Below are 21,901 nucleotides of genomic sequence, written 5' to 3' on the forward strand. Positions count from 1 at the left end.
TCGTTAAGGAGGTAAGAACTTGGAAGACAAACAAAAAAATATTCAAGAAGTCAATTTGACGAGTGAGATGAAAGAATCCTTTATCGATTATGCGATGAGTGTCATTGTTTCGCGGGCTTTACCCGATGTACGTGATGGGCTAAAACCAGTTCACCGTCGAATTTTATATGGGATGCATGAATTAGGTGTGACTTCAGATAAACCGCACAAAAAATCGGCTCGTATTGTGGGAGATGTCATGGGGAAATATCACCCACATGGCGATAGCGCCATTTATGAGTCAATGGTGCGTATGGCGCAACCATTTAGTTATCGTTACATGTTAGTCGATGGGCACGGAAACTTTGGTTCAGTCGATGGCGATGGTGCGGCGGCAATGCGTTATACCGAAGCCCGAATGAGTAAATTATCGATGGAAATGTTACGTGACATCAATAAAAAAACAGTTGATTTTAAAGGAAACTATGATGAAAGTGAGCAAGAACCTGAAGTTTTACCAGCGCGCTTTCCTAATCTATTAGTAAACGGAACGACAGGGATTGCGGTAGGGATGGCGACCAATATTCCCCCACACAACTTAAACGAAGTCATTGCTGCGATTGATGTTTTAATGGAAAATCCTGATGCAACGACGGCCGATATTATGGAAGTTTTACCAGGACCGGATTTTCCAACGGGTGGCTTGGTGATGGGGAAATCGGGCATTCGTCGGGCTTATGAAACAGGAAGAGGTTCCATTACGATTCGGGCAAAAGTTGAAATCGTTGAAAAATCCAATGGTCGCGAACGTATTTTAGTTACCGAACTACCTTATATGGTCAATAAAGCCAAATTAATCGAACGAATTTCTGAACTTCATCGTGACAAACGAATTGAAGGGATTACCGATTTGCGAGATGAATCTTCGCGTGAAGGGATGCGTATTGTCATTGATGTTCGTCGCGATGTCAGTGCTTCAGTCATTTTAAACAACTTGTACAAAATGACCGCTCTCCAAACGTCATTTGGTTTTAACATGTTGGCCATCGAAAAAGGCGTGCCAAAAATCTTAAGTGTCAAACGCATTTTAGAAAACTATATTGAGCACCAAAAAGAAGTCATCATTCGCCGAACGCAGTTTGATAAAAAACGTGCAGAAGATAAAGCCCATCTTTTAGAAGGCTTGCGGATTGCTTTAGATCATATTGATGAAATTATTGCGATCATTCGTGGATCAAAAAATGACTCAGAAGCCAAAGAAACGCTCATTGCACGCTTTACGTTTTCTGATCGTCAAGCGCAAGCGATTTTAGATATGCGTTTACGTCGTCTGACTGGTTTAGAGCGCGATAAGATTGAAAATGAATACCAAGAATTATTGACCATTATTTCTGATTTAGCTGATATTTTGGCTCGACCAGAACGTATTTTAGAAATTATTCAAACCGAATTACATGAAATTGGGCAACGTTTCGGCGATACTCGTCGAACAGAATTGTTGGTCGGAGAAGTCTTGAGTTTAGAAGATGAAGATTTAATTGAAGAAGAAGAAATTGTTATCACTTTAACGAATAATGGCTATATTAAACGGGTGGCAAATAGTGAATTTAGAGCGCAACGCCGTGGTGGGCGAGGCGTACAAGGAATGGGCGTACATGATGAAGATTTTGTTCAAACCTTGGTTTCTTGTTCAACCCATGACATGCTCCTCTTCTTTACAAATCGCGGAAAAGTCTACCAAGCTAAAGGATACGAAATTCCAGAATATGGCCGAACAGCCAAAGGAATCCCAATTATTAACTTACTTGGTATCGATTCAAGTGAAGAAATTCAAACGATTGTCTCTGTTAGCAAAGAAGAACAAAATGGGCAAGGTTTCTTGTTCTTTACGACAAGACTAGGTGTTGTAAAACGAACTTCAGTGACAGCATTTGCCAATATTCGCAGCAATGGTTTGATTGCGATTGGGCTAAAAGAAGACGATGAACTAGTCAACGTCTTGAAGACAACCGGCGAAGACGTTATGATTATTGGTACGCACGGTGGTTACTCAGTGACGTTCCAAGAAGAAGCGGTGCGTGATATGGGCCGAACGGCAGCCGGCGTGCGTGGTGTTCGTTTAAGAGAGGATGACTACGTAATTGGTGCGTCGATTATTCGCCCAGACGACGAAGTACTCGTTATTACCGAAAATGGTTATGGTAAACGAACCAAAGCGTCAGAGTATCCAATTAAAGGTCGCGGCGGTAAAGGAATTAAGACGGCCAACATTACTGAGAAAAATGGCCCATTAGCTGGTTTAACAACGGTTACTGGCGATGAAGACATCTTACTAATTACGGATAAAGGCGTCATTATTCGTTTCCACGTCGCCGATGTTTCCCAAACAGGACGTGCCACGTTAGGAGTGCGCGTGATGAAGATGGAAGATGAAGCCAAAGTGGTGACGATGGCAACCGTCGAACCAGAAGAAGAAGTCGAAGAAACAACAACAGAAGAATAAAGTAAAAAAGTTTCTCGTTTGAAAAAATGAGGAACTTTTTTTCGCGTAAATAGTTAGTGATGACAATTATTTGAAGAAAATAAATTGAAACTCTTGCATAAATGGATGAAACCATGTATAATAATTTCTCGTGAGTAGTCAAATATGGCCACTCTCTCTGCTCTTTATAAATAGAAGAGCCTAAGTCCATAGGGAGGTGAAAAATCAATGGAAAATGCGAAATATGAAATTCTTTATATTATTCGTCCAAACATTGATGAAGAAGCAAAAACAGCTTTAATCGAACGTTTCAACACAATCTTAACTGATAACGGCGCTGAAGTTATCGAATCAAAAGATTGGGAAAAACGCCGTCTAGCGTATGAAATGAACGGATTCCGTGAAGGTATCTATCACATCGTTAAAGTTTCTTCTCCATCAAACGCAAGTGCTATCAATGAATTTGATCGTCTTGCAAAAATCAATGACGATATTATCCGTCACATGATTGTCAGAGAAGAAGCATAAAATTGTTTCATGTGAAACAAAACGATGAGGAGATGATCAGATTTGATTAATAATGTGGTATTAGTAGGAAGATTAACCAAAGATCCTGATTTACGATACACTGCGAGTGGCACAGCCGTTGCGACCTTTACACTTGCTGTAAACCGTAACTTTACGAGCCAAAGTGGTGACCGTGAAGCAGATTTTATTAATTGTGTAATCTGGCGTAAGTCAGCTGAAACTTTAGCAAATTTTGCTAAAAAGGGTTCTTTAATTGGTGTAACTGGTCGTATTCAAACAAGAAATTACGATAATCAACAAGGGCAAAAAGTTTATGTAACCGAAGTTGTTGCAGAAAACTTCCAAATGTTAGAATCTCGTAGTGTCAATGAACAACGCCGTTCGGCACCAAGTGAGGGTTTTAATGCTAATCAACCAAGCTTTGGCAGCAATTTTAATCAAAATCAATCCTCTCAAGCAACCGGAATGCCTAATTTTGATCGAGACACGACCGACCCATTCGGCGGCTCATCAATTGACATTTCAGACGATGATTTACCATTCTAAGAAATTTGATAGGAGGGAAATAGGATGGCACAACAAAGAAGAGGCGGACGCAAACGTCGTAAAGTCGACTATCTTGCAGCAAACCATATTGAACATGTTGATTATAAAGACATTGAATTATTAAAAAGATTTATCTCAGAACGTGGGAAAATCTTGCCACGTCGTGTAACTGGTACAGGAGCGAAAAACCAACGCAAACTTACTATCGCAATCAAACGCGCACGTATTATGGGCTTATTACCATTCGTTGGCGAAGAAAATTAATATTTTAAGATCTCACGTGAGTGGGGTCTTTTTTTGTTTCACGTGGAACAAAAAAGACGAAAACATTGATTTGTGCTACAATGAAGAAGAAGATTTTTTGAAAATGAAGCCAAATGTCAGAGGCACTTGAAAAGCTTCAATAAATACTATTTAATAGTATTAGGAAAGATAGAAGAGGAGTGATGATATGCGAGTAATTTTTTTAGCAGATGTCAAAGGAAAAGGCAAAAAAGGGGAAGTAAAGGAAGTACCAACCGGTTATGCCCAAAACTACTTAATTAAAAACAACTTAGCAAAAGAAGCGAATAAAGAAAGTTTAGCTGAAATGGCCGGCAAAAACCGAGCAAAAGAAAAACAAGATGCAGAAATCTTAAAAGAAGCACAAGCCTTAAAAGAAGTATTAGAAAAAGAAGAAACAGTCGTTAAAATTGTAGCCAAAGCAGGTGAAGATAGTCGTTTATTTGGTTCGATTCCTTCAAAACAAATTGCGGATGCTTTAAATCAACAATATAAAGTTAAGATTGATAAACGCAAATTAGATTTAAAACAACCAATTCGTACGTTAGGCTTTACGAAAGTACCAGCTAAATTACACCATGAAGTAACAGCAACGGTTAAAGTTCAAGTGGTTCAAGGTTAAGAATTTTTAAAGTATCAATTGAATAATGAAATGGGAACTGCGTTATCTTGGGATTGATTCGATAACGTAGTTTGTTTTTCGCCTTTTCAAAGAGTCGTAATTGTGCTTCTTTCTAATTTTTAGTAGAATAGAAAGCAGTGAAGAAACTAGGAGAGAAATAACATGAATGAAGTCTGGCAAGATCGTATCCCACCACAAGATATTGAAGCAGAGCAGGCCGTTTTAGGGGCTATTTTCCTTGATGGTGATGCTTTAATTGAAGCGATGGAAATTGTAACACCGCGTGATTTTTATCGTCGTAGCCATCAAATTATTTTTCAATGTATGATTCAGTTAAATGATCGTAGCGAGGCCATCGATTTAATTACATTAAAAGCTGAAATTGAAAAAAATAATACGATTGAAGATATTGGCGGTATTAGTTATTTAACGGAATTAAGTCAAGCGACGCCTTCTTCTGCTAGTGTGACCTATTATGCTAAAATTGTGGATGACAAGGCCGTTTTAAGACAGTTAATTCAAACGGCTAACCAAATTGTCTTAAGCAGTTTTGAACAAGGTGAAGAGGTCCAAACAATTGTTGATGCGGCCGAAAAAAGTATTTTAGAAGTTTCAGAAAAACGGAATAGTACCGGTTTTAAATCAATTGCCGAAGTTTTAAATACCACAATGGAAACAATTGATCGTTTGGCCCAAAGCAATGAGACGATTACGGGTTTACCTACTGGGTATCCAGCTTTAGATAAAATGACTGCTGGTTTACAAAAAGAAGAATTGATTATTCTCGCTGCTCGTCCTGCTGTTGGGAAGACCGCTTTTGCCTTAAATATTGCTCAAAATGTTGGAACTAAAACAGATCGTTCAGTGGCGATTTTTAGTTTGGAGATGGGAGCGGAATCGTTAGTTAACCGGATGCTTTGTGCAGAAGGTTCGATTGAAGCTGCGAATTTACGAACGGGTCAGTTAACAGAAGAAGAGTGGCGGAGCTTGATTGTTGCCATGGGCAGTTTGTCGCGAGCGAGTATTTATATTGATGATACGCCAGGGATTAAAATTTCAGAAATCCGCGCACGCTGTCGTAAACTGGCACAAGAACAAGGCAATCTTGGTTTAATTTTAATTGATTATTTGCAGCTAATTGAAGGAACAGGTCGTGAAAACCGCCAACAAGAAGTTTCAGAGATTTCACGTCAATTAAAAAAATTAGCGAAGGAATTAAAAGTACCAGTGATTGCTTTGTCTCAGCTTTCGCGTGGTGTGGAACAACGCCAAGATAAGCGCCCAGTTTTAAGTGATATTCGTGAATCAGGTTCGATTGAGCAAGATGCCGATATCGTTGCTTTTTTATACCGCGATGATTATTATCAACGTGAAGGCGGCGAAGATGAAGGAAGCATGGCAGAAGCGCCTCAAAACGATAACGTCATTGAAGTCATTATTGAAAAAAACCGAAGTGGTGCACGTGGAACCGTCGAGCTCCTCTTTGTCAAAGAATACAACAAATTTTCCTCCCTCTCCCCAAGAGAAGAATATTAACCAAGGTGAAGGAATCATCGTTTTGCTCTGAGCAACTGGAGATGAATCGGACCAAGCGGCACTTTCGCTTGATCCGATTGATTGAAGTTGCCGAAAGAGCAGATGATTCATACCCGATAACCAAGGTGAAGGAATCATCGTTTTGCTCTGAGCAACTGGAGATGAATCGGACCAAGCGGCACTTTCGCTTGATCCGATTGATTGAAGTTGCCGAAAGAGCAGATGATTCATACCCGATAACCAAGGTGAAGGAATCATCGTTTTGCTCTGAGCAAAAAGTAAAAAAATAGGCAATGACTTCAAGTCATTGCCTATTTTTTTAAGCATATAAAGCAGCTACGCGTTTTTGAACATCTTCGTTTTCTAAAAATTCATCATAAGTCGTATCAGCACGATCCACAATCCCGTTGGCTGAAACCGTAATAATCCGGTTTGCTAACGTTTGGATAAATTGGTGGTCATGAGAAGCGAAGAGTAATGAACCAGTAAAGGCCATTAAGCCATCGTTTAAGGCTGTAATAGATTCTAAGTCTAAGTGGTTGGTTGGGTCATCTAAAACGAGAACATTGGCTTTTGATAGCATATTTTTTGATAACATACAACGTACTTTTTCGCCACCAGATAAAACATTGACTTTTTTCATGACTTCATCGCCAGAAAAAAGCATGCGACCTAAGAAGCTACGTAAGAACGTATTGTCGTCTTCTTCTTTATTGGCATATTGTCGCAACCAGTCTAAAATGGTCAAATCATTGGCAAATTCTGCACTTGGGTCTTTTGGTAAATAAGATTGACTCGTTGTCACACCCCAACGAACCGTACCACTGTCAGGCGTAATTTCACCCATTAATACTTTAAATAAAGTCGTGGTCGTAATATCGTTGTCAGCTAAGAAAGCCACTTTGTCATCTTTGTTTAAAGTGAATGTCACTTTGTCTAAGATTTTTTTGCCATCAATCGTTACTGACAAATCATCGACTTGAAGTAAGTCATTGCCGATTTCACGTTCGGGTTTAAAACCAACGAATGGGTAGCGACGAGAAGAAGGCTTAATATCGTCTAAAGTAATTTTATCTAACATTTTCTTACGAGAAGTCGCTTGTTTTGATTTTGAAGCATTGGCGCTAAAACGTGCGATAAAATCTTGTAATTCTTTGATTTGTTCTTCTTTTTTGGCGTTTTGTTGTGATTGTAATTTTAAAGCTAACTGACTTGATTCTAACCAGAAATCATAGTTTCCAACATAAAGTTGAATTTTACCAAAATCTAAGTCTGCCATGTGGGTACAAACTTTGTTTAAGAAATGACGGTCATGCGAAACAACGATAACGGTATTCTCAAAGTTAATTAAAAATTCTTCTAACCAAGCGATTGATTGGATATCTAGTCCGTTGGTCGGCTCGTCTAGTAATAAGACATCGGGTTTCCCAAAAAGAGCTTGGGCAAGTAAAACTTTTACCTTTTGGCCAGCCGTTAGTTCGCTCATTAAAACGTGGTGTAACTCTTCTGGTAAGTTTAACCCTTGTAAAAGCATGGCTGCTTGTGGTTCGGCTTCCCAACCATCTAATTCCGCAAATTCCCCTTCTAGTTCAGCTGCGCGAATCCCGTCTTCATCGCTGAAATCAGGTTTCATATAAATCGCGTCTTTTTCTTTCATCACTTCATAAAGACGTTGGTGTCCCATGATGACTGTTTCCATTACTGAAAATTCTTCGTAGTCAAAATGGTTTTGTTTTAAGACCGCTAAACGTTCGTCTGGTCCTAAAGTAATATTTCCGGTTGACGGTTGAATTTCTCCAGATAAAATTTTTAGGAAAGTTGATTTACCAGCTCCATTTGCACCAATCAAACCATAACAATTCCCAGGGGTAAATTTAATATTTACATCATCAAAAAGTTTGCGATCTGAAAAATGCAAACTAATATCACTTACTGTAATCAATTCATTTCCTCACTTTAATTTTTATTGACTAAGGTCTCTTAGCATTATAAGGGGGAAAGGGGAATTTATCAAGTAAATCAAGGTTAGAATGCTGTTTTTATCACTGAATTCGGCTTGCCTAAAAAACCAGGGCGAATTATAATGAAGAAAGAAAAGAAAAACGCATTTATAATTAAAAGAAAGAAAAAAGGAGTAGACAAATGATTGATTGGTTAGTAACACTAGTGCCGTGGCAACAAGCATTAGTTGGAACAGGTTTTACTTATTTTATGACAGCATTGGGCGCGGGGTTGGTCTTTTTCTTTAAAACAATTAATCGAAATGTTTTAAGTACGATGCTTGGTTTTGCTTCAGGTGTCATGATTGCAGCAAGTTTTTGGTCATTATTAGACCCGGCCATTGCGCAAGCAGAAGAAAATGGCGATATTGCTTGGCTGGTTGTTAGTATAGGTTTTGGCTTGGGTGGTTTATTTTTATACGCAGCGGATAAAATCTTACCCCATATTCATTTTGGCCCAGATCACGTAGAAGAAGGGATTCCAAGTCACTTTAAGCGAACGATATTGCTTGTTTTTTCAATTACGTTACATAATATTCCAGAAGGTTTAGCCGTTGGGGTGGCTTTTGGTGCAGCTGCAAGTGCCGATGATCCAAAAGCAGCCGTTTTAGCCGCGACGGCCGTAGCAATTGGGATTGGGATTCAGAACTTTCCAGAAGGTGCAGCGGTTTCGATTCCTTTGCAACAAGAAGGTTTGAGTCGGAGAAAAGCCTTTTTCCATGGGCAAGCTTCTGGGCTAGTTGAACCGATTGCTGGGGTGATTGGGGCTCTTTTAGTGACAAAAGTGACCTTTATTTTACCTTATGCTTTAGCTTTTGCCGCTGGTGCAATGATTTATGTCGTTGTTGAGGAACTCATTCCAGAAGCACGCGCAACAACGGAAAATCACCGTCATTTTGGGGTGTTTGGTACGATGCTTGGCTTTATTATTATGATGATTTTAGACGTTGCTTTAGGATAAAAGCAAAAAATCGCTCAAAGAATGGAAAGCATTCTTTGAGCGATTTTTTATTTTCTAACTTGGCCGTTTCCGTAAACAATATATTTAGTAGACGTTAATTCATTTAATCCCATTGGGCCACGCGCATGTAGTTTTTGCGTTGAAATTCCAATTTCCGCTCCAAAACCAAAGACAAAGCCATCAGTAAAACGAGTAGAAGCATTGACGTAAACCGCTGCTGAATCGACTTCATTTAAGAATTTTTGCGAGTGGAAATAATTATTCGTCACAATGGCATCTGAATGACTCGTATTGTAATGGTTAATATGTTGAATCGCTTCTTCAATGGAACTTACAACTTTAATTGCTAAAATTAAATCTAAATATTCGGTTTCCCAATCTTCTTGTGTTGCCAAAGTTGCTGTTGTTAAGTATTTTAAGGCTTGCTCGTCACCACGCAAAGCAATTTTTTGCTCGGTTAATAACTTTTCGATGGCAGGTAAAAAATTTGGGGCAATGCGTTCATGTACGACTAATGTTTCAACCGCATTACAAACGGAAGGACGTTGGACTTTGGCATTGAAAGTAATATCTAAAGCCATTTGTAAATCAGCTTCGGCGTCAATATAGACATGGTTATTCCCAGTTCCTGTTTCAATCACTGGAACAGTTGCGCTCGTTTTTACACGTTGAATTAAACCGGCCCCGCCACGTGGAATCAAAACGTCTAAGTATTCATTTAGACGCATGAATTCGTTGGCAACTTCATAAGAAGGATCCGTAATTAATTGAATGGCATGAGGCGAATACCCATTGGCTGCTAACGTGTTTTGTAAAATTGCGACGAGTTTTTGATTGGAGTGACTCGCTTCTTTCCCACCACGCAAAATCACTGCATTGCCAGTCTTAAAACATAAGGTCGCCGCATCCGTCGTCACGTTTGGTCGCGATTCGTAAATAATTCCGATTACACCTAAAGGTACCCGTTGTTGCCCAATCATTAAACCGTCTTGGTTTTTCCACATTTTATCAACTTCGCCAATTGGGTCAGGTAAAGAAGCGACTTGGCGCACGCCTTGTGCCATCTCAAAAACACGTTCTTTGGTTAAGCGCAAACGATCAAGCATCGTTTCGCTAATACCAAATTCCGGCGCACGGTCTAAGTCTTTTTGGTTGGCGACTAAAATGGCATCTGTTTGTGCTTCTAAGTCGTTGGCCATTTGTTCGAGTAAGTGATTTTTCGTGGTCGTATCGAGTAAAGCCAGTTGTAAACTGACTTCTTTGGCTTGTTTACCTAATTCAATTAAAGTTTGCATTATTGTTCCTCCTTAAAAAGTGTTCCGATTTCAGCTCCTTGTAAAATATCAAAAATAATTTTGGGTTGCTTCCCATTGGCTAAAATCATCGCGCCTTGCATCTCAAAAATACGTTGTGCTGCTTTTAATTTACTACTCATACCGCCAGTCCCAAATTGACTCCCTTTCCCGCCTGCTTGCGCTAAAATTGTTTCGGTAATTCGCGGAACATGCGCGTAGAGTTTGGCATCAGGATTTGTCATTGGATTGGCAGAATAAAAACCGTCAATGTCTGATAGCATAATTAAAAGATCGGCTTGAGTTAATTGGGTCACAATCGCTGAAAGTTGGTCATTATCACCAAATTTGGTTAAATGGTCCAATTCGTCAACGGCAACGGTATCATTTTCATTAATAATTGGAATAATACCCATTTTTAATAGTTGTTCTAAAGTATTAATTACATTTTGACGGCTTTCAGGAAACTCAATCACGTCTCTTGTTAATAAGATTTGTCCAGTTTGTTGGCTATAAGTCGTGAAGCGTTGGTTATAAATATTCATGAGTGCCGCTTGACCGACCGCCGCGACTGCTTGTTGTTCAGGAATCGTGGTCGGGCGCTTTGCCAAATTCAGTTGATGCATGCCTACTCCCACGGCACCAGAAGAAACTAAAATCACTTCTTTGCCTTGGTTTTTTAAATCGGTTAAAACAAAAGCGAGTTCGTCAATCGAGGCTAAGTTAATCATTCCATTTGGATGAATTAAAGAACTTGTTCCGACTTTAACGACGACTCGTTGCACTTGTTGTAAAAATTGACGCATTTTTTCACCCCATATAAGAATTTCATTGAAAAGACTTTTTCCTATTGTACAAGGAAAAAGTCTTTTCGTCATGCTTTTGCCATTATTTTTTTGAATTATCTAAAAATTAATAAAAATTAAGACAAATAACTTCAACAAAACAACTGAGAATAAATCTGTGGTAAAATAGAAATAGTATTTTATTGGAGGTTATTATGAAAAAACGTGGATTTGAAGTCGTGACGGCTTATCAAAATAAAGAAATTCAATTGCCGCAAAGAGCAACGCACCATGCGGCAGGCTATGATTTTGAAGCAGCAGCAGAAATTGTTATTCCAAGTATCTGGAAACAAGTGTTAACGCGCAAAATCGGTCAAGAAAGTGATAACAAAAAATTAAAACCAACCTTAGTGCCAACTGGTATTAAAGCTTATATGGGTGACGATGAATATTTACAACTTGCCAATCGTTCAAGCAATCCGCTAAAACGTTTCTTGTCTTTAGCCAATGGGATTGGTGTGATTGATAGTGATTATTATAATAATACAGACAACGAAGGTCACATTATGTTCCAATTTACGAATTTTGGTTTAACCGATATGGTGATTAAAAAAGGCGAGCGGATTGGTCAAGGGATTTTCTTACCGTTTTTAAAAGCCGATCAAGATCAAACAACGACGGAACGAACGGGTGGCTTTGGCTCTTCAAACCAAGAATAGGAGGATTTTGTGGCAAAAAAAGTAAAAACCCAATTTGAATGTCAACATTGTGGCTATATTTCACCGCGCTATTTAGGGAAATGTCCGAATTGTAATAGTTGGAATTCTTTAGTTGAAGAAAAAATCCAAGAAACCAATGATCGGCGAACGCGCACCACTTTAACAGGACAAAAAATGCAGCCGATGCGTTTAACTGACGTGGTAGCCAAAAAAGAACCACGCGTTCAAACGAAACTAGAAGAATTAAATCGTGTGTTAGGTGGCGGTGTGGTTCCGGGTTCTATGGTCTTGTTAGGTGGCGATCCAGGGATTGGGAAGTCAACGCTATTATTACAAGTCTCACAACAGTTAGCGGCAACAGGTGGCAAAGTGTTATATGTTTCGGGCGAAGAAAGTGCCGAACAAATAAAAATGCGCGCTGAACGACTAGGCGTAACGGACCATGATTTTCATTTGTATGCCGAAACAGACATGCATGATATTCGCCAAGCTATTGAAAATTTAAAACCCGCTTATGTCATTATTGACTCGATTCAAACCATGACCCAACCGGATATTACGAGTGTTGCTGGCAGTGTGAGTCAAGTCCGGGAGACGACGGCTGAACTATTAAAGATTGCCAAAACGAATGGTATTGCGATTTTTATTGTCGGTCATGTGACCAAAGAAGGCTCGATTGCAGGGCCAAGAATGTTAGAGCATATGGTTGATACGGTCTTATATTTTGAAGGGGAACAACATCAAAGCTTCCGAATTTTACGAGCGGTGAAAAACCGTTTTGGTTCAACGAATGAGATTGGCATTTTTGAAATGCGTGAAGGTGGTCTGTACGAAGTCGCCAATCCTTCACAAGTCTTTTTGGAAGAGCGTTTAGCTGGCGCCACCGGTTCGGCAATTGTGGTAGCGATGGAAGGCACTCGACCGATTTTAGTCGAAATTCAAGCGCTCGTAACCCCAACCATGTTTGGGAATGCCAAGCGGACAACAACTGGCCTCGATTTTAACCGCGTTTCTTTAATTATGGCTGTTTTAGAAAAACGAACGGGCTTATTATTACAAAATCAAGATGCCTATTTAAAAGCAGCTGGCGGTGTAAAATTAAACGAACCAGCGATTGATTTAGCGATTGCGATGAGTTTGGCTTCAAGTTACAAAGAAAAAGGGACGAGCCCGACCGAATGTTTTATTGGCGAAATTGGCTTAACCGGTGAAATTCGGCGTGTCAATGCCATTGAACAAAGGGTGAAAGAAGTTCAAAAACTGGGCTTTACGAAAGTTTATTTACCAAAAAATAATTTAGCGAATTGGCGCCCGCCCAAAAATATTGAAGTCATTGGCGTGGCAACTTTAGACGAAGCATTGAAAAAAGTATTTCATTAAAAAAGAGGTAGGTGACATCACCTACCTTAAAAAAAGTATGAGGAGGTTTGTGTATGCAAAAACGTGTCATTCGTGCGCTGTTAGTTTTAGCAGGCGCAAGTTTAGGCATCTCTTTGCTACCAGCAGCATGGTTAGCTTTAGGGTATGCAAATAATGACTGGCTGAATAATACCATCACAAATAGTTTAATTGGTGCTCTTATTTTCTTTTTATTTTCATTAGTTATTGTGAATTATATTTCAGCTGGTATTCGAAAAATTGAACGGGCGTTAAGTGAATTAAGCTTAACTTATTTATTATTTGGGGCAATCGGTTCGATTATTGGTTTAATTTTAGGTGTAACAATCTCGATTCCTTTCTTCGCCTGGAAAGTCCCTTTTATTAATAGTGTTATTCCAGTTGTCTTAATGCTCTTATTTGGTTATTTAGGTTTTCAAGTTGGTACCACACGAATGGAAGAATGGCGTAAAATCTTTAGTCCTAAAAATAAAAAAAACGAAAATGCGGAACAACAATTATTAACGCGTAAAGTCGATGATTTTTTCCATCAATACAAAATTTTAGACACAAGTGTGATTATTGACGGGCGCATTTATGATATTGCCAAAACCGGCTTTTTAGAAGGAACGTTAATTATTCCGAATTTTGTGTTGTATGAATTGCAATATATTGCGGATTCTGGTGATAACTTAAAACGCGTCCGGGGCCGTCGTGGCTTAGACATTTTAAATGCCTTACAAAAAGAAGAAGGCATCGCAGTTGAGATGTATGAAGGCGATTTTGAAGAAATTCACGAAGTCGATAGCAAGTTATTAAAACTCGCGAAGTTATTAGACGGAATTGTCGTGACCAATGATTATAATTTAAATAAAGTTGCGGAATTTCAAAATGTTCCCGTCTTAAACATTAACGCGTTAGCCAATGCCGTTAAGCCCGTTGTCATTCCTGGCGAAACAATGGAAGTCGTGGTCGTTAAAGCGGGAACGGAGCGTCAACAAGGCGTTGCGTATCTGGATGACGGCACCATGATTGTAGTAGAAGACGGTCAACATTACATGAACGAACAAATTACAGTCGTGGTGACCAGTGCCTTACAAACAGCTGCCGGTCGGATGATTTTTGCTCGCCCAGCCCATTCATCACGCGGGATTACCAATCCAGATCATTAAAAAAGAGACGGGACTTACTTTTTTATAGAGTAGGTCATAAATCATTCACTATCGCGCAAACTTTTGTATAAAAGGGACAACTGGCGAAGTTATAAACATTTTCCATATGGCCAAAAAAATAATTCTTGCGGTGCATTATGCCAATAATTTCCACATCTGCTCATTGATTGATACAACCTTTTTTATCTTGTTGCATTCAGTGAACACAAAATAAACCCCGCTAGATAAGGTGTTTTTTAACTGTCCTTATCTAGGGGGCTATTTTAACTATAGAGGAGGTTTTTATATGTATAAAGAAGAACTTAAGAATATTTATTATTTAGTATTTTGCTCTTTCCTGATGTTGATTATAACTTATATTACTGATGATATAGCTATAGGTTTAGGTGTATCATTACCCTTATTTTTAATACTTATTGCTTTTGTTAAAAAAACAAAAAAATAAGAATTCCTTGTCAAATTTTTCTGTTACATACTCGGAATAAATCAAAAAAGGGCGATCAACCTTTCTTATTTTGATATTAAGCGTGTTGATTCATCTGATGAGAGGTTGAGTTCTAATAATTTCTATATTTCGTCAAATTTTTGCTATTAAAGGAGTATTGTTTAATCTTATTCCTGAAATTGAGGAAATAAAAGAAGAGTTAAGATAAGACTATAAATTAAAAATTATTTTCGAAATTCTTTGGAATAATCAAATTAATTCTTTATTTTAACTCTTTATTTGGTTTTCATATGGAAGATAATTTAAGTTTGGTAGTTTGCAGTCTGTCATCCTAGTCGCTAGTCAAAAGGTACTCGCAATTAGCCCCACTGTTTAGAAGATCAACAATTCCGTATCGTATCAAAAACTGAAAAGAAAAAGTTTTTTTATTTTCGTTTAGATATCGGTAAAAAACAAGGAAAATCAAAGGATTTCTCGTCCATGAGCCTTTACTAATTGCCTTAATAAATGTACAATTCTAGTCAAGCAGTAGTTTTTTTACTACAAAATAGACCAGTAAAGAAGGATGAACAACATGACAAAAATTCGTGTACGTTATGCACCAAGTCCAACCGGACACTTACATATCGGAAATGCTAGAACCGCATTATTTAATTATTTATTCGCACGTCATCATGGTGGTGACTTTATTATCCGAATCGAAGACACCGATTTAAAACGCAACATTGAAGAAGGCGAAAAAAGCCAATTAGAAAATTTAGCTTGGTTAGGAATTGATTGGGATGAGTCCCCTGAAAATCCTGGGAAATATGGCCCTTACCGTCAATCAGAAAGAACGGCGATTTATCAACCGTTAATCGATCAATTATTGGCGAGTAACTTAGCTTACAAATGCTACTGTACGGAAGAAGAATTAGAAACAGAACGTGAAGCTCAGCGCGCTCGTGGTGAAATCCCACGTTACAATGGCAAATGTAGTCATTTAACAGCAGAAGAACAAGCACAAAAAGAAGCGCAAGGTATTCAGCCAGTTGTCCGTTTCCGTGTACCAAGAAACACCGAATATCGTTTTGATGATATCGTAAAAGGTGAAATTGTCTTTGAATCAGATAACGTGGGTGGCGATTTTGTTATTTTAAAACGCGATGGCATGCCAACTTATAACTTTGCGGTTGCGGTTGACGATCATGAAATGAAAATTACCCATGTTTTACGGGGCGATGACCATATTGCCAATACACCAAAACAAATGATGATCTATGAAGCGTTTGGTTGGGAAGCGCCAAGATTTGGCCATATGACGTTAATTATTAATTCAGAAACGGGCAAAAAATTAAGTAAACGCGATGGCGGTATTTTACAATTTATCGAACAATATCGTGAATTAGGTTATTTACCAGAAGCAATGTTTAACTTTATTACTTTACTAGGTTGGTCGCCCGTTGGTGAAGACGAAATCTTCTCACAAGAAGAACTGATTCAAATGTTTGACGCCAACCGTTTAAGTAAATCACCGGCCGCTTTTGATAGCAAAAAATTAGAGTGGGTCAATAACCATTACATTAAACAAATGGCTACTGAAGAACTAACAACAATGTGTATTCCTTACTTAGTCGCAGATGGTCGCCTAGAAGAAGACTTGACGCCAGAACGTTTGGCTTGGGTCCAAAAAATTGTCGCTTTATACCAACCACAAATGAGTTTTGCGGCGGAAATTGTTAACTTATCCAATCTCTTCTTTACGAAGCATCCGGTTTTAGATGAGGCTGCTAAAGAAGTGTTAGCAGGAGAGACTGTACCAACTGTTTTACAAGCTTTTAAAGCCCAATTAGCAGCGTTAGACGTCGTTGATGCACCAAGTGTGAAAGCCGCGATTAAAGCCGTTCAAAAAGAAACAGGTGTCAAAGGCAAAAATCTCTTTATGCCAATTCGGGTGGCGGTTTCGGGTCAAACCCATGGGCCAGAATTACCGGATACGGTTGAATTACTAGGTAAAGAAAAAGCCCTTGAACATTTAAACCAAGTTTTATAAACCAAATTTTATTAGAAACACGTGGAACAGGCGAAGTACGAATGACTTTTTTTCAGGAAGATTGCGGATGCTGTGAGCAATTAAAAAGTGATCGGAAATGCACCTGGGAGTGGCTTTGACTAAAAGCAAAGACGATGGTGACTCGTTACGTCAAAAAGGCAGAAAAAAAGTGTTTTTTCTGTAAAAAAAAGTGGAACCACGCCAAAAAAAGCGTCTTTTAAATAAGGAAACTTATTTGAAAGGCGTTTTTTATTTTTTAGGAGGGAAAGTGAAATGATAAAAATTTATAATACGTTAACTCGTCAAAAAGAAGTTTTTGAACCACTTGAAGCTGGTCGCGTAAAAATGTATGTTTGTGGCCCGACTGTTTACAATTACATTCATATTGGCAATGGCCGAAGTACCGTCGCTTTTGATACGATTCGTCGTTATTTTGAATACCGCGGCTATGAAGTGAATTATGTTTCAAATTTTACGGATGTCGACGATAAAATCATCCGCGTAGCCAAAGAAGTCGGCAAAACTGCCCCAGAAATTGCGGAACAATTTATCCAAGCTTTTGAAGAAGATACGAGTGCTTTAGCGGTAAAACCGGCCACACTCCATCCGCGCGTAATGGACCATATACCAGATATCATTGACTTCATTCAAGTTTTAATTGACAAAGAATATGCTTATGCGATTGATGGTGACGTGTATTACCGGACACGTCGCTTTAAAGATTATGGCAAATTAAGTGATCAATCCATTGATGAATTAGAAGTCGGCGCAAGTCAACGCACCGGTGGCGAGCAACAAATCAAGGAAGACCCACTTGATTTTGCTTTATGGAAAAAAGCCAAAGAAGACGAGATTTTTTGGGCATCACCTTGGGGGAACGGACGTCCGGGCTGGCACATTGAATGCTCCGTAATGGCCAATAAACACTTAGGTGATACGATTGATATCCACGGTGGCGGGCAAGATTTAGAGTTTCCACACCATGAAAACGAGATTGCCCAAAGTGAAGCAAAGACAGGGCATCCGTTTGCGAATTATTGGATGCACAATGGCTTTGTAACAATTGGTGAAATGGACGAAAAAATGAGTAAATCGTTAGGGAATTTTGTGACCGTCCATGAAATGGTTCAACAAAAAGACCCTCAAGTCTTACGTTTCTTCCTAGCTTCGACGCATTACCGACGCCCAATTCGCTTTAGTGACGCGACCTTTAAAGAAGCGGAGACGAATTTAAATCGTTTAAAAATCACCGATGAAAATGCCCAGTTTCGTTTAAAAGATGCGAAAGACCAATTAGCTGAAGACGCTGATAAATTAGCACAATGGCAAACTTTAGTGACCAACTTTACTAAGGAAATGGATGATGATTTCAACGCAGCCAATGGCATCACGGTTGTTTATGAGATGGCAAAATGGTTGAACGTCTACAGTCAACAAGCCGATGTTTCCGCTGTTGTTCTTCAAAAAGTGCTGGCTGATTACCACGAAATTTTAAGTGTTTTTGGGATTTACGTTAAACAAGACTTAATTGATGAGGAAATTGAAGCGTTAATCGTCGAAAGAAATCAAGCAAGAAAAGAAAAGAATTTTGCCAGAAGTGACGAGATTCGTGATTTATTTAAAGAAAAAGGGATTGTCCTAGAAGATACACCACAAGGCACCCGTTGGAGAAGAGAAGGATGAGAGACCACCGACAATTAAATGGCTTGGCGCTGGCATATGTTGGCGATGCGATTTATGAAATTTATATTCGTGAACACTTAGTCAATCAAGGCCAAGCCCGCCCAAGTCAGTTGCACCGTTTAGCGACGCATTATGTTTCAGCCAAAGCGCAGGCGATGTTGATTCAAAAAATGTTGGATGAAAAATTATTGACCCCAGAAGAAGAAGATTTTTATCGTCGAGGTCGCAATAGTAAAAGCCAGACGAGTGCCAAAAATACCGAAATCAAACTATACCGTATGTCAACGGGCTTTGAAGCCGTTATGGGTTTTTTACATTTAACCAAACAAACGGAACGCCTAGCAAATTTAATCACTTGGTGCATTGAACAAATTGATTTAGCAGAGAACAAAGGAGGGAAATAAGCATGGCCAAACCAAGAAAACCTTATGCAGAAAAAGAAAAAAAACGTTCTGCAAAGCCAAAAAACACGTTTAAAACAGCCAACCGGCATACCGAACGTCCTGACCGAGCGAGTGAGCGAACGCAAGAAGAGGTCGCTGAAAATTTTGTCTTTGGTCACCACGCTGTCATTGAGGCATTGAAGCAAGGGCGCGGCAACAAGCTCTTTATTTTAGAAGATGCAAAAGGCGATAAAATTAATGATTTGAAAGATTTGGCGCAACAAGCAGCTGTCCCAGTTAAATGGGTGCCAAAGCAAAAACTTGATAGTTTAAGCCAAGACGGTGTACACCAAGGGATTGTTTTAGCCATTACGCCATATGATTATTTAACCTTAAAAGACTTGTTGGCACAAAAGAAAGAAAACCCATTTTATCTTGTGTTAGACAATTTGGAAGACCCGCATAATTTTGGCTCCATTTTACGAACCGCCGATGCAAGCGGTGTGGATGGGATTATTATTCCCAAACACCGTTCCGTTGGGATTACGCCAGTTGTTGTAAAAACGTCAACTGGTGCCGTTGAACACGTGCCAGTTGCGCGGGTGACGAATTTACACCAAGCTTTAATTGAGTTAAAAGAGCAAGGTTTTTGGATCTTTGGTACCGATATGCAAGGCACACCTTATTCTAAATGGAATACGCAAGGTGCGATTGCTCTCATTATCGGCAATGAAGGCCGTGGTATGAGCGAAGGTTTGAAAAAAGAAGTCGATGAAATGCTGACGATTCCAATGACTGGGCACGTCCAAAGTTTAAATGCTTCAGTGGCTGCTAGCATTTTAATGTATGAAGTGTTTCGTCAGCGAGGTTTTGAAGCAAAATGAAAAAACAATTATTAATCGTTGATGGCTATAATATGATTGGTGCTTGGCCAGAGCTCGTGCGTTTGAAAAACCAAGACCGCCTAGAAGATGCACGTGACTTACTATTACAACGTCTCTCCAATTATGCAAAATATGAAGGCATCGCGGTTATGGTCGTTTTTGACGCCCAGCTCGTTCCAGGCATTACGCAAAGGTACACTAAATATCAATTAGATGTTATTTTTACCGAAGAAGGGGAAACCGCCGATACTTATATTGAAAAAGTCGCTGGCGAACGTAACAATTTGTTAACCCAAGTGACCGTCGCAACGAGTGATTTAGCTGAGCAATGGGTAGTATTTTCCCAAGGTGCGTTACGCACGTCGGCTCGCGAACTGTACCAAACACTTGAAAAAAACGACAAAAATATTCGCCAACATCAAAAAGAGTTGAAATTTACTAATTTTCGCCGCAATTCGCCGTGGGATAACACGCAACTGGAGCAGTTGGAGAATATTTTACAAGATTTGAGTCGCAAGAAAAAACCGAACAAATAATTGACCCACTAAATGAGAAAGTCAAAGTGACTTCCGTGTTACGCTCCTTTTATCGATGAATGAAAGGAGCGTTTTTATGCAAACAACATTAATTTTAGAAGCAAAAAGTGGCAATGAAGAGTCTCTAATGATACTGTATCGACAATACCATCCTTTGGTGTATTCTTTGCGCAGAAAATATTTTCTGCGTGACCTAGATGAGCAAGACTGGCTACAAGAAGGCTTAATTATTTTTTATGGCTGTATCGAAGCTTATGAAGTCCAGTACGGTGTCTCTTTAGGTGCCTTGTTCAAACGCTCTTTTGAAAATCGCATTCGTAGTTTAATTCGTAAAGAATGTGCTTATAAAAGAAAATCAAATGCTGGGGCGGTATCTTTTGAAGAATTAGTAGCGGAGGGAATCGAGAGTAATTATGAACCACCTGTTTATCATGACAATCCTTTGCAACAGTTAATTGTGGAAGAAGTTTTTCAAGAAAGCCAGCAAAAATTATCACCGCTTGAAATGAAAGCGCTTCTAAAATATTGTTTAAGTCCTTCTTTTGAAATTGAAGAAAAAGAAGCAATCAGCGCGTATAACCGTTCGCGCCGAAAAGTTGTGGATTATTTTAAACAAGTGCATTAAAAAAAGATCGTGTAAGCCTGATACTGAAAACTAAATTGGACGTAAATGATCCGTTGTTCTAAATGGTAAAAGCAAAGCCATAAAAATTTCATCAGAAAAAATTCTATTTTTTGTTGAAATTCTGGTTATTTTATGGTAAACTTGAAAATTTCTAGAAAATGTGTTACAATAACACCCGTGAGGTGAATGCAATGCCAACAACTTTAGCAACGATTAAAGAAGATTTAGAAAATCGGATCGGTAGCGAGATCATGTTAGTTGCCCAAACCGGACGAAAACGTCAGACTGAACGCCGTGGAATATTAACGGAAACCTATCCTTCTGTTTTTGTAGTAGACCTTGATCCCAATGAAAACTCTTTTGAAAGAGTATCTTATAGTTACTCAGATATTCTTACAAAAACAGTTGAAATTGAATTTTTAAGTGAAGCGGTTTAAGGAGAAAGTCAAATAAAAACTCGGACAAACCAATTGTCCGAGTTTTTTTGCGTGTTATTTTTTAATGGTCTCTTTTGTTGCTTGTGCTTGTAATAAGTCGCGAATTTCTTTTAAGTAATCTTCTGTAGTTGGTTCAGCGGCAACTTCTTCTTCTTCTTTTTTCTTGATAGAATGTTTTGCATGATTCGCTGCTTTCACAATTAAGAATAAAACAAAACCTGTAATAATAAAAGTAATAATGGCACTAATCACTAGGCTAAAGTTAAAAATGACCCCGTTAATTGTTACGTTAAGTACGTTTAATGCTTCGTCAAGGTTTTCTCCTTGATCAACAAATAAAGAAATAAATAATTCAATCAGTGGTGTAATCAGTGCTGTTACTAAACTATTTACGATGGCCGAAAAAGCACCCCCAATGACCACCCCAACCGCTAAACTAAGTGCATCTCCTTGAATTAAAAATTCTTTAAACTCTTTTCCCATTTTTTTCATTGGTTTATCCTCCTCGTATAATATATTTAGAAGCAAATTACGCTCCTTGAAAACTAAATAAAATATTTTCATTCCTTAAAATCATATTGCTTGGATATTGTGT

At 38.8% G+C, this 21,901-nt stretch carries 22 protein-coding genes and 1 other annotated feature; of the genes, 18 read left to right on the plus strand and 4 right to left on the minus strand.

Annotated elements, in window-relative coordinates:
- Nucleotides 1-19 precede the first annotated feature (19 nt).
- The 6 genes from gyrA (at nt 20) to dnaB (ending at nt 5,975) form a co-directional block, all read left to right on the plus strand.
- The gene (gyrA, locus tag JOD14_RS05480; protein WP_204653835.1) at nt 20-2,482 is read left to right on the plus strand and encodes a DNA gyrase subunit A; all 2,463 of its coding nucleotides are present in this window, start codon (nt 20-22) and stop codon (nt 2,480-2,482) included.
- 207 nt (nt 2,483-2,689) lie between these two features.
- Entirely contained in the window at nt 2,690-2,989 is a 300-nt protein-coding gene (gene rpsF / locus JOD14_RS05485; protein WP_204653836.1) for a 30S ribosomal protein S6, read from the plus strand.
- Nucleotides 2,990-3,031: 42 nt separating this feature from the next.
- Nucleotides 3,032-3,535 (plus strand): single-stranded DNA-binding protein, encoded by a 504-nt coding sequence (gene ssb / locus JOD14_RS05490; protein WP_204653837.1) that lies wholly within the window; start codon nt 3,032-3,034, stop codon nt 3,533-3,535.
- Between the two features lie 24 nt (nt 3,536-3,559).
- Nucleotides 3,560-3,799, plus strand: coding sequence for a 30S ribosomal protein S18 (gene rpsR / locus JOD14_RS05495; RefSeq protein WP_204653838.1), 240 nt, complete (start codon nt 3,560-3,562; stop codon nt 3,797-3,799).
- Nucleotides 3,800-3,986: 187 nt separating this feature from the next.
- Complete coding sequence (gene rplI / locus JOD14_RS05500; protein ID WP_204653839.1) at nt 3,987-4,439, plus strand: 50S ribosomal protein L9; 453 nt, start codon at nt 3,987-3,989, stop codon at nt 4,437-4,439.
- 162 nt (nt 4,440-4,601) lie between these two features.
- On the plus strand, nt 4,602-5,975 hold the full coding sequence (gene dnaB, locus JOD14_RS05505; protein ID WP_204653840.1) for a replicative DNA helicase: 1,374 nt from the start codon (nt 4,602-4,604) through the stop codon (nt 5,973-5,975).
- A 319-nt stretch (nt 5,976-6,294) separates the two neighbouring features.
- Here the strand turns inward: dnaB and JOD14_RS05510 are convergent, their stop codons facing one another.
- Nucleotides 6,295-7,917 carry an ABC-F family ATP-binding cassette domain-containing protein gene (locus tag JOD14_RS05510; RefSeq protein ID WP_204653841.1) on the minus strand — a complete coding sequence of 541 codons (1,623 nt, stop codon included), beginning with the start codon at nt 7,915-7,917 and terminating at the stop codon, nt 6,295-6,297.
- 200 nt (nt 7,918-8,117) lie between these two features.
- Between JOD14_RS05510 and JOD14_RS05515 the strand changes: the two genes are divergently transcribed.
- On the plus strand, nt 8,118-8,936 hold the full coding sequence (locus JOD14_RS05515) for a ZIP family metal transporter (protein WP_204653842.1): 819 nt from the start codon (nt 8,118-8,120) through the stop codon (nt 8,934-8,936).
- 47 nt (nt 8,937-8,983) lie between these two features.
- On the opposite strand, the gene JOD14_RS05520 is transcribed toward JOD14_RS05515, so the two are convergent.
- Both JOD14_RS05520 and proB read right to left on the minus strand, forming a co-directional pair.
- Complete coding sequence (locus JOD14_RS05520) at nt 8,984-10,231, minus strand: glutamate-5-semialdehyde dehydrogenase (RefSeq protein WP_204653843.1); 1,248 nt, start codon at nt 10,229-10,231, stop codon at nt 8,984-8,986.
- Complete coding sequence (proB, locus tag JOD14_RS05525) at nt 10,231-11,034, minus strand: glutamate 5-kinase (protein WP_204653844.1); 804 nt, start codon at nt 11,032-11,034, stop codon at nt 10,231-10,233. Before proB ends, JOD14_RS05520 begins: the two co-directional genes overlap by 1 nt.
- A gap of 194 nt (nt 11,035-11,228) precedes the next feature.
- On the opposite strand from proB, the gene JOD14_RS05530 reads away from it, so the two are divergent.
- From JOD14_RS05530 to JOD14_RS05580, 11 genes are all read left to right on the plus strand, one after another.
- Nucleotides 11,229-11,732 carry a dCTP deaminase/dUTPase family protein gene (locus tag JOD14_RS05530; protein WP_204653845.1) on the plus strand — a complete coding sequence of 168 codons (504 nt, stop codon included), beginning with the start codon at nt 11,229-11,231 and terminating at the stop codon, nt 11,730-11,732.
- 9 nt (nt 11,733-11,741) lie between these two features.
- Nucleotides 11,742-13,112, plus strand: coding sequence for a DNA repair protein RadA (gene radA / locus JOD14_RS05535; RefSeq protein WP_204653846.1), 1,371 nt, complete (start codon nt 11,742-11,744; stop codon nt 13,110-13,112).
- A gap of 53 nt (nt 13,113-13,165) precedes the next feature.
- Complete coding sequence (locus JOD14_RS05540) at nt 13,166-14,281, plus strand: PIN/TRAM domain-containing protein (RefSeq protein WP_204653847.1); 1,116 nt, start codon at nt 13,166-13,168, stop codon at nt 14,279-14,281.
- A gap of 286 nt (nt 14,282-14,567) precedes the next feature.
- Nucleotides 14,568-14,726, plus strand: a complete 159-nt coding sequence (locus JOD14_RS05545) for a hypothetical protein (protein ID WP_204653848.1) — start codon at nt 14,568-14,570, stop codon at nt 14,724-14,726.
- 574 nt (nt 14,727-15,300) lie between these two features.
- A complete protein-coding gene (gene gltX / locus JOD14_RS05550; RefSeq protein ID WP_204653849.1) occupies nt 15,301-16,758 on the plus strand; it encodes a glutamate--tRNA ligase in 1,458 nt (485 codons plus the stop codon).
- Nucleotides 16,759-16,771: 13 nt separating this feature from the next.
- Nucleotides 16,772-16,979 (plus strand) — a binding site (T-box leader).
- Between the two features lie 52 nt (nt 16,980-17,031).
- On the plus strand, nt 17,032-18,441 hold the full coding sequence (gene cysS, locus JOD14_RS05555) for a cysteine--tRNA ligase (RefSeq protein ID WP_204653850.1): 1,410 nt from the start codon (nt 17,032-17,034) through the stop codon (nt 18,439-18,441).
- The gene (locus JOD14_RS05560) at nt 18,438-18,845 is read left to right on the plus strand and encodes a Mini-ribonuclease 3 (protein ID WP_204653851.1); all 408 of its coding nucleotides are present in this window, start codon (nt 18,438-18,440) and stop codon (nt 18,843-18,845) included. The genes cysS and JOD14_RS05560 overlap by 4 nt, the downstream gene beginning before the upstream one ends.
- A gap of 2 nt (nt 18,846-18,847) precedes the next feature.
- A complete protein-coding gene (gene rlmB / locus JOD14_RS05565; protein WP_204653852.1) occupies nt 18,848-19,708 on the plus strand; it encodes a 23S rRNA (guanosine(2251)-2'-O)-methyltransferase RlmB in 861 nt (286 codons plus the stop codon).
- A complete protein-coding gene (locus JOD14_RS05570) occupies nt 19,705-20,244 on the plus strand; it encodes an NYN domain-containing protein (protein ID WP_204653853.1) in 540 nt (179 codons plus the stop codon). The genes rlmB and JOD14_RS05570 overlap by 4 nt, the downstream gene beginning before the upstream one ends.
- Nucleotides 20,245-20,320: 76 nt before the next feature.
- A complete protein-coding gene (locus tag JOD14_RS05575; RefSeq protein WP_204653854.1) occupies nt 20,321-20,869 on the plus strand; it encodes a sigma factor in 549 nt (182 codons plus the stop codon).
- Nucleotides 20,870-21,060: 191 nt separating this feature from the next.
- On the plus strand, nt 21,061-21,306 hold the full coding sequence (locus JOD14_RS05580) for a Veg family protein (RefSeq protein ID WP_204653855.1): 246 nt from the start codon (nt 21,061-21,063) through the stop codon (nt 21,304-21,306).
- Nucleotides 21,307-21,360: 54 nt separating this feature from the next.
- On the opposite strand, the gene mscL is transcribed toward JOD14_RS05580, so the two are convergent.
- Nucleotides 21,361-21,789: a large conductance mechanosensitive channel protein MscL gene (gene mscL / locus JOD14_RS05585; protein ID WP_204653857.1), complete on the minus strand. Its 429-nt coding sequence runs from the start codon at nt 21,787-21,789 to the stop codon at nt 21,361-21,363.
- Nucleotides 21,790-21,901: the final 112 nt, after the last annotated feature.

It is taken from the genome of Enterococcus lemanii (genome assembly GCF_016909125.1).
Taxonomy (GTDB): Bacteria; Bacillota; Bacilli; order Lactobacillales; family Enterococcaceae; genus Enterococcus_I; species Enterococcus_I lemanii.

Excerpts from the sequence above, each read along its gene's own strand:
- JOD14_RS05530 (WP_204653845.1), top strand. The coding sequence starts at position 11,229 with ATGAAAAAACGTGGATTTGAAGTCGTGACGGCTTATCAAAATAAAGAA.
- cysS (WP_204653850.1), top strand. The coding sequence starts at position 17,032 with ATGATAAAAATTTATAATACGTTAACTCGTCAAAAAGAAGTTTTTGAA.
- rlmB (WP_204653852.1), top strand. The coding sequence starts at position 18,848 with ATGGCCAAACCAAGAAAACCTTATGCAGAAAAAGAAAAAAAACGTTCT.
- rpsR (WP_204653838.1), top strand. The coding sequence starts at position 3,560 with ATGGCACAACAAAGAAGAGGCGGACGCAAACGTCGTAAAGTCGACTAT.
- gltX (WP_204653849.1), top strand. The coding sequence starts at position 15,301 with ATGACAAAAATTCGTGTACGTTATGCACCAAGTCCAACCGGACACTTA.
- rplI (WP_204653839.1), top strand. The coding sequence starts at position 3,987 with ATGCGAGTAATTTTTTTAGCAGATGTCAAAGGAAAAGGCAAAAAAGGG.
- JOD14_RS05570 (WP_204653853.1), top strand. The coding sequence starts at position 19,705 with ATGAAAAAACAATTATTAATCGTTGATGGCTATAATATGATTGGTGCT.
- JOD14_RS05545 (WP_204653848.1), top strand. The coding sequence starts at position 14,568 with ATGTATAAAGAAGAACTTAAGAATATTTATTATTTAGTATTTTGCTCT.
- JOD14_RS05575 (WP_204653854.1), top strand. The coding sequence starts at position 20,321 with ATGCAAACAACATTAATTTTAGAAGCAAAAAGTGGCAATGAAGAGTCT.
- proB (WP_204653844.1), bottom strand. The coding sequence starts at position 11,034 with ATGCGTCAATTTTTACAACAAGTGCAACGAGTCGTCGTTAAAGTCGGA.
- JOD14_RS05540 (WP_204653847.1), top strand. The coding sequence starts at position 13,166 with ATGCAAAAACGTGTCATTCGTGCGCTGTTAGTTTTAGCAGGCGCAAGT.
- JOD14_RS05580 (WP_204653855.1), top strand. The coding sequence starts at position 21,061 with ATGCCAACAACTTTAGCAACGATTAAAGAAGATTTAGAAAATCGGATC.
- mscL (WP_204653857.1), bottom strand. The coding sequence starts at position 21,789 with ATGGGAAAAGAGTTTAAAGAATTTTTAATTCAAGGAGATGCACTTAGT.
- JOD14_RS05515 (WP_204653842.1), top strand. The coding sequence starts at position 8,118 with ATGATTGATTGGTTAGTAACACTAGTGCCGTGGCAACAAGCATTAGTT.
- JOD14_RS05560 (WP_204653851.1), top strand. The coding sequence starts at position 18,438 with ATGAGAGACCACCGACAATTAAATGGCTTGGCGCTGGCATATGTTGGC.
- JOD14_RS05520 (WP_204653843.1), bottom strand. The coding sequence starts at position 10,231 with ATGCAAACTTTAATTGAATTAGGTAAACAAGCCAAAGAAGTCAGTTTA.
- dnaB (WP_204653840.1), top strand. The coding sequence starts at position 4,602 with ATGAATGAAGTCTGGCAAGATCGTATCCCACCACAAGATATTGAAGCA.
- rpsF (WP_204653836.1), top strand. The coding sequence starts at position 2,690 with ATGGAAAATGCGAAATATGAAATTCTTTATATTATTCGTCCAAACATT.